The following is a 12,999-nucleotide window of genomic DNA, read 5'->3' on the forward strand; positions in this document are numbered from 1 at the left end:
CGCAATACTTGCACGTGCTGGAAGTCGCGGCCACGATCTGTGAGGCTCGACGCGTGCTCGGTACCTATCGTCAGATCTTCGCCGCCCCCGGCTCCGCAGCGTTCTCGGCAGCGGGATTCGTCGCGCGCGTACCGATCGCCATGGTCGGCATCGGCATCGTCACGATGCTGTCCGAACTGCGCGGGGACTACGCGCTCGCCGGCGCCCTGGCCGCGGTGTTCGCGCTGACCTACGCGTTCATCACGCCGGTCGTGTCCCGGGCGGTCGACCGCTACGGGCAGTCCCGCGTGCTGCCCGTCGCGTCGGGGATCAGCGCGACATCCCTCGCCGCGATGCTGCTGTGCGTGCGGTTCGGGACCCCCGACTGGGTGCTGTTCGTGTGGGCCGTCCCGGCCGGCTGCATGCCCACGATCGGTGCGATGGTGCGCGCCCGCTGGACCGAGCTGTACCGCGGGACGCCACTGCTGCGGACGGCGTTCGCATTCGAGGCGGTGGTGGACGAACTGTGCTTCATCGCGGGACCGGTGGTCTCCGTCGGGCTCTCCGTCACGGTGTTCCCCGAGGCGGGACCGCTCGCGGGACTCGTGCTGCTGGTGGTCGGCACCCTCGCGCTCGTCGCTCAGCGTGGCACCGAGCCGCCCGTGCACTCGTCGCCGGACGGCGGCCGCCCGTCCGTCGTCCGGACCCCCGCGCTGTGGATCCTGGTGGCCGTCATGGTGTCGATGGGCACGATCTTCGGCGTCATCGACGTCGGTGCCATCGCCTTCACCCGGAGCCACGACGCACCCGCCTCCGCCACGGTGGTGCTGGCCCTGTTCGCGGCCGGGTCCGCGGTGGCGGGCCTCGTGTTCGGCGCGGTCCGGGTGTCGGCGTCGCTCCGGAAACAGCTGATGGTCGCGGTCCTCGCGGTCGCGGTGCTGATGGTGCCGCTGCTGTTGGCAGGCAGCATCCCGGCGCTCGCCGTCGCCTACGCGGTGGCGGGGATGACGGTGGCGCCGATCATGATCGTCACCACTGGTCTGGTCGAGCAGATCGTGCCTGCGGCCGCGCTCACCGAGGGCATCACCTGGATCGTCACCGGACTCGGTGTCGGCGTCGCCGTGGGATCGGCACTCGCCGGCCGGATGATCGACGAATTCGGCACGACCGCCGGGTACGCGGTGGCGGCGGTCGCTGCGCTGCTGGCCTCTATGGTGACCCCATGGCTATTCGTGAAGCAGTCGGCGTCGACGGAACGCCCCTCGTCTACTCGGTGACCGGTGACCCCGACGCGCGGGCCCTGGTTCTCCTGCACGGCTGGGCGCAGTCGTCGAAGTGCTGGGGCGCCGGCGTGCTCGACGAACTCGCCGCCCGCTACCGCGTCATCGCCGTCGACCTTCGCGGACACGGCTACTCGGGTGCCCCGGCCGCCGGCTACGACGACTCCGCGATCTGGGCCGGGGACGTCGACGCGGTGCTCACGGCGGAAGGCGTCACGTCCGGTGCGGTGCTCCTCGGCTGGTCCTATGGCGGCCTCGTGATCTGCGACTACCTGGCGTCCCACGGCACGTCCGCCGTCGACGGCGTCGTCCTCGTCGGGGCCATCACCAGCATCGGTCGCGGGGAGGCCGGCGGCAAGGTCGGTGCGGCGATGCGCGCCGCGATCCCCGGCGCGATGTCCGAGGAGCCGCGCGAGGCGATCCGCGCGCTGGGCGCGTTCGGCACCGCGCTCACCGGACCTACCGAAGGCAAGGGCGCGCAGTCGCAGGCGTTGTTCGGCGCCGGCCTCGCCACCCCGCCACACGTGCGGGCCGCCCTGTTCAACCGCTCCGCGAGCCACGACGACCTGCTCCGGTCGCTCGACGTCCCGGTACTCGTCCTGCACGGGACCGAGGACTCCGTCGTCGACGTCTCGGCTGGTAGGCACGCTGCAGACCTGATCCCGCAGGCGCGGGCCTCGTTCTGGGAAGGTTGCGACCACGGACCGTTCGTCGAGGATCCCGGCCGCTTCGTGAAGGAGGTCGGCGCGTTCGTCGACAACCTCGGTTAAAGGGGCCGATCGGTGGGGGAGCAGTATGGAGTGGTGACGCCCTTGCACAACTCGCGCCCCCGCAGGGTGGCCGTCCTCTCGGTCCACACCTCACCCCTGGCGCAGCCCGGTACCGGAGACGCGGGCGGCATGAACGTCTACGTGCTGCAGTCCGCCATCCAGATGGCCCGCCGTGGCGTGGAGGTGGAGATCTTCACCCGGGCCACGTCGTCCGCCGACGCCCCGGTCCAGGAAGCGGCGCCGGGGGTCCTCGTCCGCAACGTCGTCGCCGGCCCGTTCGAGGGGCTCGACAAGCAGGATCTGCCCACGCAGCTCTGTGCGTTCGTGGCCGGGGTGCTCCGCGAGGAGGCCCGCCACGAACCGGGTTACTACAACCTGGTGCACTCGCACTACTGGCTGTCGGGGCAGGTCGGCTGGCTCGCCCGCGACCGGTGGGGCGTGCCGCTCGTGCACACCGCGCACACGCTCGCCGCGGTCAAGAATCTGTCGCTCGCCGAGGGGGACACCCCGGAACCGGCCGCCCGCCAGATCGGCGAACAGCAGGTGGTGGCCGAATCCGACCGGCTCGTAGCGAACACCACCGACGAATCCGATCAGCTGGTCCGCCACTACGGCGCCGACCCGAACCGGATCGACGTGGTGGCGCCGGGCGCCGACCTGACGCGCTACCGCCCCGGCGACCGGGACGCCGCCCGCGCGAAGCTGGGGCTCGACCCCCGCGAGACCGTCGTGACGTTCGTCGGACGCATCCAGCCGCTCAAGGCTCCCGACGTCCTGCTCCGCGCCGCCGCCGAACTGATCGCCCGGGATCCCGAGTCGTCGCTGCGGGTGCTCGTGGTCGGGGGTCCGTCCGGATCCGGACTGGCCCGGCCGGACGCGCTGATCGAACTCGCGTCCTCGCTCGGCATCGCCGCGCGGGTCACGTTCCTCCCGCCGCAGGCACCCGATCGGCTCGCCGATGTGTACCGGGCTTCGGATCTCGTTGCGGTGCCCAGCTATTCGGAATCGTTCGGTCTGGTCGCCATCGAGGCGCAAGCCTGCGGCACACCGGTGATCGCCGCGAACGTGGGCGGACTCGGCGTCGCGGTCCGGCACGGAGAGACGGGGCTCCTCGTGGACGGGCACCGCACCGAGGACTGGGCGACGGCGTTGCAGTCGCTGGTGTCTGCGCCCGGCAGGCTGGCCGCGCTGGCCGCCGAGGCTCCGCGGCACGCCGAGAACTTCTCCTGGGAACACACCGCCGACGGACTCCTCGAGAGCTATCGGATGGCGACCGTCAACTACAACTACGGACATGGCCCGAGCGAGTTCTCCCCGCGTCGCGGACGCGGATTGTGGAAGCTGCGCAGGGTCGGGGGAGTGCGCGCATGACCGATTTGGCCGAGGTGATCGAGTCCGCCCTGACCGACCGGGAGTTGGACTTCACGAGGAAGGACGCGACGCACTTCGTCGTCGAGTTGCCCGGCGAGCGCAAGCTCAAGACCACCACGCTGCTGACCGTCGGAAAGCACGGCCTGCGCGTCGAGGCGTTCGTCTGCCGCAAGCCCGACGAGAACTTCGAAGGCGTCTACAAGTACCTGCTGCGGCGCAACCGCCGGCTGTATTCGGTGGCATACACGATCGACAAGATCGGCGACATCTACCTGGTCGGTCAGATCGCCGAGCACGCGGTGACCGCGGACGAACTGGACCGCATTCTCGGGCAGGTGCTCGAGGCGGCCGACGGCGACTTCAACACCCTTCTCGAACTCGGATTCGCCGGTTCCATCAAGCGGGAGTGGGAATGGCGTGTCTCGCGCGGCGAGTCGCTGGCGAACCTGAAGCCGTTCGAACATCTCATCGAGGACTCGCAGTCCTGAGTGTGGGTTGACCTCCCGCGGACGGGAATTGCGCGCGGGTAGAGTTGCGGCGAACCTGTGACTGGTGTCACAACTGCTGCTGCAACACTTCGAGGGAGAGACCCACGTGAGCTTCAAGAGCCCGTTTCCGGACGTCGAGATCCCGAACCTCAGTGTCTACGATTTCCTGTTCGGTCGGGTCGACCCGGCGGATGCGGACCGGCCCGCACTGGTCGACGGCGCCTCCGGTGCGGTCACCACCTACCAAACCCTGGTCGGGCAGATCGACGGGGTCGCCGGGGCGCTGGCCGCCCGCGGCCTCGCGGTCGGTGAGGTGGTGGCCCTGCACTCACCGAACGTGCCCGCGTTCGCCGCGGTGTTCCACGGCATCCTGCGCGCCGGCGGCGTCGCCACCACCATCAACGCCCTCTACACCGCCGAGGACATCGCCAAACAGCTCACCGACTCGCACGCGAAGTTCCTGTTCACCGTCTCCCCGCTGCTGCCGCAGGCGAAGGACGCGGCGGCGAGGGTCGGGATCCCCACCGAGAATGTGATCGTCCTCGACGGCGCCGACGGGCACCCGTCGCTGACCGATCTGCTCACCGAGGGCCACCCGGCGCCGGAGGTGTCGTTCGACCCGGCCACGCAGCTGGCGGTGCTGCCGTATTCGTCGGGGACCACCGGCCGCCCGAAGGGGGTGATGCTCACCCACCGCAACCTGGTCGCGAACGTGTGTCAGATCAACCCGCGGATGGGCATCGGCGCCGACGACAGGCTCCTGGCGGTGTTGCCGTTCTTCCACATCTACGGGATGACGGTGCTGCTCAACGCCGCCCTCTACAACCGGGCCGCCCTGGTGACGATGCCGAAGTTCGACCTCGTCGAGTTCTTGAGCATCGTCTCCGCCCAGCGGTGCACGTATGTGTTCATCGCGCCGCCGGTCGCGGTGGCGTTGGCCAAGCACCCGTTGGTCGACGACTACGACCTGTCCTCGGTGCATTCGGTGTTCTCCGGTGCCGCCCCGCTGGATCAGGAACTGGGCAGGGCCGTCGCGAACCGGCTCGGTTGCCGGGTCCGGCAGGGGTACGGGATGTCGGAGATGAGCCCGGTCTCGCACGCGATCCCGTTCGACCGGGACGACATCGCCCTCGACTCGGTCGGCCCGACGATCGCGAACATGGAATGCAAGCTCGTCGACCCCGCCACCGGGCAGGAGGTCGCCTACCCGGCCGAGGGGGTCAGCGCGCCGGGGGAGTTGTGGTGTGCGGGCCCGAACATCATGGCCGGGTACCTGGGCAACGAGGCGGCCACCGCGGAAACCCTGGATGCGGACGGGTTCCTGCACACCGGGGACATCGCGACCGTCGACGCCGAGGGGGTGGTGACGATCGTGGACCGGATGAAGGAGCTGATCAAGTACAAGGGGTATCAGGTGCCGCCGGCGGAGTTGGAGGCGCTGCTGCTGACGCACCCGCAGATCGCCGACGCCGCCGTCATCGGTGTCCTCGACGACGAGGGTGAGGAGGTGCCGAAGGCGTTCGTCGTCGCCCAGCCCGGTGCCGAGGATCTGGATGAGGCCGCGGTGATCGCGTTCGTCGCCGAACGGGTCTCCCCGCACAAGAAGGTCCGCAGGGTCGAGTTCATCGACCTCGTCCCCAAGTCCGCCGCAGGCAAGATCCTCCGCAAGGATCTCCGGGCCGGCGAGGCCCGCCGGAGCTGACGGCAGGGGTTCACGGCGCGAGGGTTCCGGCAGGCATGCCAGGATGAACGGCATGAGTACCGGAACCCTTGTGCTGCTCCGCCACGGCGAGAGCGAATGGAATGCGCTCAACTTGTTCACCGGCTGGGTGGACGTCCACCTGACCGATAAGGGCATCGCCGAGGGCAAGCGCGCCGGCGAATTGCTGCTCGAGCACAACCTGCTCCCCGACGTGCTGTACACGTCGCTGCTGCGCCGCGCCATCAGCACCGCCAACATCGCGCTCGACACGGCAGACCGGCACTGGATTCCCGTCATCCGCGACTGGCGTCTCAACGAGCGCCACTACGGCGCCCTGCAGGGACGCAACAAGGCGCAGGTCAAGGACAAGTACGGCGACGAGCAGTTCATGCTGTGGCGCCGCAGCTACGACACCCCGCCGCCGACGATCGAGGCCGGCAGCGAATACAGCCAGGACACCGATCCCCGCTACGCGAACCTCGACGAGGTCCCGCTCACGGAGTGCCTGAAGGACGTCGTCGTCCGCCTGATCCCGTACTGGGAAGACACCATCTCGGCCGATCTGAAGGCCGGCAAGACCGTCCTGATCACCGCGCACGGCAACTCGCTGCGTGCCCTCGTCAAGCACCTCGACGGAATCTCCGACGAGGACATCGCCGGGCTGAACATCCCCACGGGCATCCCGCTGCGCTACGACCTGGACGAGAACCTGAAGCCGCTCAACCCCGGCGGCACCTACCTCGACCCCGAGGCGGCCGCCGCAGGCGCCGCCGCGGTCGCGAACCAGGGCGGGAAGTAACCCGTGCAACCGGCCGGACGTCCCGTTCGCGGGACGTCCGGCCAACAGCAGGTTAACTGCGGACGAAGACTCCGGTTGCCGCGTGTGACGTGCGCGGAAATGCCTGGACCCTGCGTAACCGGCCCGCCGCGCGAACGTACGATTCAGGCGTGAGTGTTGTTCAAGCCGTCTTGCTTGCCATCGTGGGCGGCTTCGTCGGTGGCGTGCTGATCCCCATGCTGTCTACCCGGCAGGCGCAGCGAATGGAAGAAACGTCGGGGCTCACGATGTCGCAGGTCCTCGACCTGATCGTGCTGGCATCCGAGAGCGGCATCGCCGTGGTCGACCAGTTCCACGACGTCGTCCTGTTCAACCCCCGCGCCGAAGAGCTGGGCCTGGTGCGGAACCGGCTCGTCGACGACCGTGCGTGGGTGGCGGCGCTCCGCGTCCTCGAAACCGGCGAACCCGTCGAGGTCGACCTCAGCACCAAGAACCCGCAGCGGGGGCGCGACCGGATCGCGGTGCGCGGCACCGCACGACTGCTCAGCAAGGAAGACCACAACTTCGTGGTCCTGTTCGCCGACGACGACTCCGAGCAGGTGCGGATGGAAGCGACCCGCCGCGACTTCGTCGCCAACGTCAGCCACGAACTCAAGACCCCGGTCGGCGCGATGGGACTGCTCGCGGAGGCACTTCTCGAATCGGCGGACGACCCCGATTCGGTCCGGCACTTCGGCGAACGCGTGCTCGGTGAATCCGTCAGGCTCGGCAAGATGGTCACCGAACTGATCGCGCTGTCCCGGCTGCAGGGCGCCGAGAAGCTGCCCGACCTCGAGGCCGTCGCCGTCGACGAGGTGGTGGACGAGGCCCTGCAGCGTTGCAAGATCTCCGCGGAAGCCGCAGGCATCGCCGTCACCACGGACCACAACAGCGGCTACGAAGTGCTCGGCGACCGCGCGCTGCTCGTCACCGCGCTGTCCAACCTGGTGCAGAACGCCATCGCCTATTCGCCGAAGGGATCCCCGGTCTCGGTGAGCCGGTCCATCCGCGGCGACAACGTGGCGATCTCGGTGACCGACCGCGGCGAAGGCATCGCCAAGGCCGACCAGGAACGCGTCTTCGAACGTTTCTTCCGCGTCGACAAGGCGCGGGCCCGGGCGACCGGCGGAACGGGACTCGGCCTCGCGATCGTCAAGCACGTGGCCGCCAACCACAACGGATCGATCGACCTGTGGAGCAAGCCAGGAACGGGTTCGACGTTTACCCTGCAGATTCCTGCACACATCGAGACAGTAGAGACGAACGGCGGGGACGCCGACGGCGGAACTGTCGGGAGGAGAGAAACCGGTATGGAGGCCAAGCGATGACAAGTGTGCTGATCGTGGAAGACGAGGAGTCACTGGCCGACCCATTGGCCTTCCTGCTTCGCAAGGAAGGATTCGAGACGACGATCGTCGGCGACGGACCGTCCGCGCTCGCCGAGTTCGACCGGGCCGGTGCCGACATCGTCCTCCTCGACCTCATGCTGCCCGGCATGAGCGGCACGGACGTCTGCAAGCAACTCCGCAGCCGATCCGGTGTCCCCGTCATCATGGTGACGGCACGGGACAGCGAGATCGACAAGGTGGTGGGTCTCGAACTCGGCGCCGACGACTACGTGACCAAGCCGTATTCGGCGCGGGAACTGATCGCCCGCATCCGCGCGGTGCTGCGCCGCGGCGTCGACAGCGAACTCGACGTCGCGCAGGACTCGGCAGTCCTCGAGGCCGGACCGGTCCGGATGGACGTCGAACGGCACGTGGTGCAGGTGAACGGTGACGCCGTCACGCTGCCGCTCAAGGAGTTCGACCTCCTCGAGTACCTGCTGCGGAACTCGGGCCGGGTACTCACCCGCGGACAGTTGATCGACCGGGTGTGGGGCGCGGACTACGTCGGCGACACCAAGACCCTCGACGTGCACGTCAAGCGTCTGCGCTCGAAGATCGAGACCGACCCGGCGAAGCCGGAACACCTCGTCACCGTCCGCGGGCTGGGCTACAAACTGGAGGCGTGAGCGGACGCCGATCCGCCACGGTTGCGCACGAATTCGTCAGCCGCACAGGCAATTGCCGGTGCGGCTGACGAATTCGTGGGCGTGTGCCGGAACGGGCGACTGTCAGAACGGGTTGTACACCCAGACGCCGCGGAACGGCGCCGAGATGATCTGCGTGATCGCGTGCTCGCGGCCCTGGTCGTCGAACTGCCTGCAGTAGACCGCGACGTAGTGTCCGTCGCCCTTGCACTCGATGACCCTGCCGGTTCCGTACGGGCTCAGGACGAGGGCCCGGTCAGCCTTGTCGCCGAAGGCGCCCGGATCGAACGGTGCGACGAAGTTCGCCGTCTTGTCATAGAAGGTGTTCCAGTCCGGGGTCGGGTCGGCGGACGCGGTCGGCGCGAGAGCGAGCGTTGCGGCGGCGGTCAGCAGGGCACCGGTCAGAATGCGAGCGAACATGATCTCTCCCGTCGTGGCTGTGCCCGGAATGGGGCCGTGACGGCTAAATCGACCGGCAGGTCCGATCCGTTACCCGGCGGCCCTCTTCTGTGCGGCCACGGTCGCGGGATGCACGGCGACGAGTCCGAGGCCGGCCCTGCGCTTGCACAGCGTCGCCAATTCCGCGTACGCGGCCTTGCCGAGCAGCTCCGTCAGCTCTGGCGCGTACGACTGCCAGACGGCCTTGGCGCCCACGTGGGCGTCGGGTGAGCCCGAGCAGTACCAGTCCAGGTCCGAGCCGCCCTCACCCCAGCCACGCCGGTCGTACTCGGTGATGGTGGTCTTGAGGATCTGCTCGCCGTCGGGGCGTTCCACCCACTCCTGGGTGCGGCGGATCGGAAGCTGCCAGCACACGTCGGGCTTGACCTCGAGCGGCTCGATCCCGCGCTCGAGCGCCATCGAGTGCAGCGCGCAACCGACGCCGCCCTCGAAGCCGGGGCGGTTCAGGAAGATGCAGGCCCCCTGATACCGGCGGGTGCGCAGCGCGGGCTCGTCCTCGAGGTCGTCCTCCTCGATGTACCCCTTCTTGCCGAGCCCCTTCTCCATGAACTGCCAGTTCTCGGGTGTGAGCAGCTTCACTGACTTGTTCAGCTTCTCCAAATCCTCCTCGTCGGAGAGGAACGCGCCGTGCGAACAGCAGCCGTCGTCCGGCCGGCCGCCGATGATGCCCTGGCAGGCCGGAGTGCCGAACACGCAGGTCCAGTGGGATAGCAGCCACGTCATGTCCGCGGCGATGAGGTGCTCGGCGTTGTCGGGATCGGGAAATTCGACCCATTCGCGAGCGAAGTCGAGGGGTACTTCGGGGCTGGGTGTCATCTTGTGTGAACGCCCTGCTTTACGTGCTGTCACAAAGCCCGACGGTAGACCCAGTACCGTGTCAATGTGCGACTAGGGGTACTCGACGTCGGAAGCAACACCGTCCATCTTCTCGTAGTGGACGCCCACAGGGGCGGCCACCCCACACCGATGAGTTCGACCAAGTCGACTCTGAGGCTTGCGGAGAACACCGACGATCGGGGTGACATCACCGCTCAAGGTGCAGATCGCCTGGTCACGACGGTGGCAGACTTCTCCAGCATCGCGAGGACATCCGGGTGCGGTGAACTCATGGCCTTCGCGACGTCCGCCGTCCGCGACGCCAACAACTCGGACGACGTGCTCGCGCGCGTGCACGACGAGACCGGCGTGATGCTGGAGGTCCTGTCGGGTGTCGACGAGGCGCGGCTGACGTTCCTCGCCGTGCGCCGCTGGTTCGGGTGGAGCGCCGGCCGCATCCTGAACCTCGACATCGGCGGCGGATCCCTCGAGCTGACGACGGGCGGCGACGAGGACCCGGACGTCGCGCTGTCGCTGCAACTCGGCGCGGGACGGCTCACCCGGGACTGGCTCGAGGCAGACCCGCCGGGCAAGCGTCGCGTGGCGGTGCTGAGGGACTGGCTGGACGCCGAACTGACCGTCCCGGCGAAGGAACTGCGCACGGCGGGGCAGTGGGACCGGGCCGTCGGCACGTCGAAGACGTTCCGCTCGCTGGCCCGGCTGACGGGCGCCGCACCGTCCGGCGCGGGCCCGCGGGTCAAGCGCACGCTCACCGCCAGCGGTCTCAGGCAACTCATAGCTTTCATTTCGCGGATGACGGCCTCGGACCGTGCAGAATTAGAAGGGGTGAGCTCCGACAGGTCGCAGCAGATCGTGGCCGGAGCGCTCGTTGCGGAGGCCAGCATGAGAGCACTGGGCGTGGAGGAACTCGAAATCTGCCCCTGGGCTCTGCGCGAGGGATTGATCCTCCGCAAGCTCGATACGGAAATGGGCGGTGAATTGATGGTGGGTGCTCGATGACCGAGGACAGTCAGCAGATCTCTGTGTCAGAACTGCTCAAACGCAACGGGCAGCAGGTGGAGTCCCGGGGCGGGCGGCGTCGGCGCGGCGTCGCGGGAGGAATCTCCGTCGCCGAGTTGACCGGTGAAATTCCGGTGGTCCGGGATCCGTCCGAATCGCGGGCACTCGAATCCGAACCCGAACCGGAACCGGCCGCGCCCGAGCCGTCGCGCACACCCACGCCGACAGCACCGTCGGCGCCGGCAGCACCGTCGGCGAGGGCCGACGAGCGCACGGCCGCTTTCAAGGCTCCATTCGACGACAGCGACGATGACGACGACGAACCCATCGCCAGTCGCCCCGCCGGCCGTGGCCGCGCCGTGGTGTCGGGCGGGACGTCGCGCGAAAACCAGGGAACCTGGGTCAGCCGGTCCGTCCGGAAGGAACCGCCGGCGCCGCAGGCCGCCGCCACGCCGGCTCCGACGGTGGCCGCCCCGATCGTGAAGAAGCCGGAGCCGACCGCCGCCGCTCCGCGGGTGACACCGGCGCCGAAGGCCGAACCCCCGGCCAAGCCCGACACAACGGCCAAGCCCGACACAACGGCCAAGCTCGACACAACGGCCAAGGCCGAACCGGCCGCGAAGTCCGACGCACCCGCGAAGCCCGAGGCCCCGGCGAAACCCGGAACCCCGGCGAAGGCGGGCGCCGCAGCGAAGTCGGGTACGGCAGCGAAGTCGGGTACGGCAGCGGCGTCGAACGGCGCGTCGAAGTTCGTGAAGACGCCGAAGCCGGAGGCTCCCGCCAAGGCGAAGCCGGAGCCCGCGCTGCTGTCCGGATCGACGCTGGCCGGCGACCTGATGCGTCAGTCCCGGGACTCGGATGCGGCGAACGCGGCCGAGGAGACGGACCTCATCGAGGCCGCCACCGACGAGGCGGACACCGGCCAGCACGACGACACGCAGAAGTCCGACACCCCGCGCCGTTCCCGCAAGGAGGCGAAGGCGGAGAAGGCCGCGAAAGCGGAGAAGACAGGCAAGGACGAGGCCGGCGAGAACTCCACCCGTGAGTGGGCCGTTCTCATCGGCCAGGGTGTGGTGGCCGTGATCGCCGGGGCCCTGCTCTTCAAGGGTTTCGAGAAGCTGTGGGACGTCTTCCCGTGGGTCGCGCTGATTCTGGCGCTGCTCGTCATCGTGGGCCTGGTCGCCATGGTCCGCATCCTGCGCCGCACCGACGACATCACCAGCTTCGTGATCGCCGTCGTCGTCGGGATGATCGTCACTCTGGGGCCGTTAGCCTTCATGCTTGCGTCGGGCTGAGTTGCTCATGGTCGGGGACAGTGGGCACGAGCAGGTTCGACGGTCACCGCGTGGGCGGAAGGTACTGGTGGGCCTGTCGACGGCCTCGGTGTACCCGGAGAACACCGAGGCGGCCTTCCGGTACGCGGCCGATCTGGGATACGACGGCGTCGAACTGATGGTGTGGGCCGAATCGGTCAGCCAGGACGCCGCCGCCGTGGCCGGGCTGGTGCGCAGGTACGCGATCCCGGTTCAGGCGATCCACGCGCCGTGCCTGCTCATCTCGCAGCGGGTGTGGGGCGCCGACCCCGTCGCGAAGCTGGAGCGTTCCGTCCGCACCGCCGAATCGCTCGGGGCGACGAGCGTCGTGGTGCACCCCCCGTTCCGCTGGCAGCGCCGGTACGCCGACGGCTTCGCCGATCAGGTGGCCGACCTGGAACGGCGCAGCGACGTGATCGTCGCGGTGGAGAACATGTTCCCGATGCGGGCGGACGGCTTCTTCGGCAGCAAGGAGAGATCCGCCGAGCGGTTGCGGCGGCGGGGCGGACCCGGGGCCGCGCTGTCGGCGTTCAGCCCGTCCTACGACCCCACCGATTCGGGGCACGCCCACTACACGCTCGACCTGTCGCACACGGCCACGGCCGGGATGGATGCGATGAAACTGGCGGAGCGGATGGGGGAGGGCCTCGCGCATCTCCACCTCGCCGACGGCCGGGGCGCGTCGATGGACGAGCACCTCATTCCCGGTCACGGCGCCCAGCCCTGCGCGCAGCTGTGCCGGCACCTCGTCGACACCGGGTTCGACGGGCAGGCCGTGGTCGAGATCAACACGCAGAACGCCCGAACCCGCCGGGAACGGTCGTCGATGCTCGCGCAGGCGCTGGCCTTCGCCCGTGAACATCTCGAACCGGGACGCGCCGCGTCGGGGTCGCCACGCAGCCACTCCGGTGGCGATCACGACGACACCTGAGGCGTCTGCCGAGTTTCTCCT

Annotated in this window: 13 protein-coding genes; 11 read left to right on the forward strand and 2 right to left on the reverse strand. The window is 68.9% G+C overall.

Annotation, left to right across the window (positions count from 1 at the left end):
- Positions 1-53: 53 nt before the first annotated feature.
- The 8 genes from BLV94_RS36845 to BLV94_RS36880 all read left to right on the forward strand — a co-directional run bounded on the left by BLV94_RS36845 (position 54) and on the right by BLV94_RS36880 (position 8,421).
- Positions 54-1,256, forward strand: coding sequence for an MFS transporter (locus BLV94_RS36845; protein WP_072939827.1), 1,203 nt, complete (start codon positions 54-56; stop codon positions 1,254-1,256).
- A complete protein-coding gene (locus BLV94_RS36850) occupies positions 1,202-2,029 on the forward strand; it encodes an alpha/beta fold hydrolase (protein WP_072939829.1) in 828 nt (275 codons plus the stop codon). Before BLV94_RS36845 ends, BLV94_RS36850 begins: the two co-directional genes overlap by 55 nt.
- A gap of 12 nt (positions 2,030-2,041) precedes the next feature.
- Positions 2,042-3,400: a D-inositol-3-phosphate glycosyltransferase gene (gene mshA / locus BLV94_RS36855; protein WP_174705471.1), complete on the forward strand. Its 1,359-nt coding sequence runs from the start codon at positions 2,042-2,044 to the stop codon at positions 3,398-3,400.
- Positions 3,397-3,888: a type III secretion system chaperone family protein gene (locus tag BLV94_RS36860; RefSeq protein ID WP_072939835.1), complete on the forward strand. Its 492-nt coding sequence runs from the start codon at positions 3,397-3,399 to the stop codon at positions 3,886-3,888. The genes mshA and BLV94_RS36860 overlap by 4 nt, the downstream gene beginning before the upstream one ends.
- Positions 3,889-3,994: 106 nt before the next feature.
- The gene (locus BLV94_RS36865; protein WP_072940416.1) at positions 3,995-5,590 is read left to right on the forward strand and encodes an AMP-binding protein; all 1,596 of its coding nucleotides are present in this window, start codon (positions 3,995-3,997) and stop codon (positions 5,588-5,590) included.
- Positions 5,591-5,633: 43 nt separating this feature from the next.
- The gene (locus BLV94_RS36870; RefSeq protein WP_174705472.1) at positions 5,634-6,389 is read left to right on the forward strand and encodes a phosphoglyceromutase; all 756 of its coding nucleotides are present in this window, start codon (positions 5,634-5,636) and stop codon (positions 6,387-6,389) included.
- A gap of 149 nt (positions 6,390-6,538) precedes the next feature.
- Entirely contained in the window at positions 6,539-7,735 is a 1,197-nt protein-coding gene (locus tag BLV94_RS36875; protein WP_072939841.1) for a sensor histidine kinase, read from the forward strand.
- Complete coding sequence (locus BLV94_RS36880) at positions 7,732-8,421, forward strand: response regulator transcription factor (RefSeq protein WP_072939844.1); 690 nt, start codon at positions 7,732-7,734, stop codon at positions 8,419-8,421. Before BLV94_RS36875 ends, BLV94_RS36880 begins: the two co-directional genes overlap by 4 nt.
- 102 nt (positions 8,422-8,523) lie before the next feature.
- Here the strand turns inward: BLV94_RS36880 and BLV94_RS36885 are convergent, their stop codons facing one another.
- Both BLV94_RS36885 and BLV94_RS36890 read right to left on the reverse strand, forming a co-directional pair.
- Entirely contained in the window at positions 8,524-8,859 is a 336-nt protein-coding gene (locus tag BLV94_RS36885) for a hypothetical protein (protein WP_072939847.1), read from the reverse strand.
- A gap of 69 nt (positions 8,860-8,928) precedes the next feature.
- The gene (locus tag BLV94_RS36890) at positions 8,929-9,714 is read right to left on the reverse strand and encodes a DUF3109 family protein (RefSeq protein ID WP_072939849.1); all 786 of its coding nucleotides are present in this window, start codon (positions 9,712-9,714) and stop codon (positions 8,929-8,931) included.
- Positions 9,715-9,780: 66 nt separating this feature from the next.
- Here BLV94_RS36890 and BLV94_RS36895 point away from each other — a divergent pair, with 66 nt between their 5' ends.
- Genes BLV94_RS36895 through BLV94_RS36905 form a run of 3 tightly spaced genes read left to right on the forward strand, consistent with a single transcriptional unit; the run spans position 9,781 to position 12,978 of the window.
- Entirely contained in the window at positions 9,781-10,734 is a 954-nt protein-coding gene (locus BLV94_RS36895) for a Ppx/GppA family phosphatase (RefSeq protein WP_072939852.1), read from the forward strand.
- Positions 10,731-12,029 carry a hypothetical protein gene (locus BLV94_RS36900; protein WP_072939855.1) on the forward strand — a complete coding sequence of 433 codons (1,299 nt, stop codon included), beginning with the start codon at positions 10,731-10,733 and terminating at the stop codon, positions 12,027-12,029. Before BLV94_RS36895 ends, BLV94_RS36900 begins: the two co-directional genes overlap by 4 nt.
- 7 nt (positions 12,030-12,036) lie before the next feature.
- Entirely contained in the window at positions 12,037-12,978 is a 942-nt protein-coding gene (locus BLV94_RS36905) for a sugar phosphate isomerase/epimerase family protein (protein ID WP_072939858.1), read from the forward strand.
- Positions 12,979-12,999: the final 21 nt, after the last annotated feature.

The sequence above is a fragment of the Rhodococcus koreensis genome (assembly GCF_900105905.1).
Classification (GTDB): Bacteria; Actinomycetota; Actinomycetes; order Mycobacteriales; family Mycobacteriaceae; genus Rhodococcus_F; species Rhodococcus_F koreensis.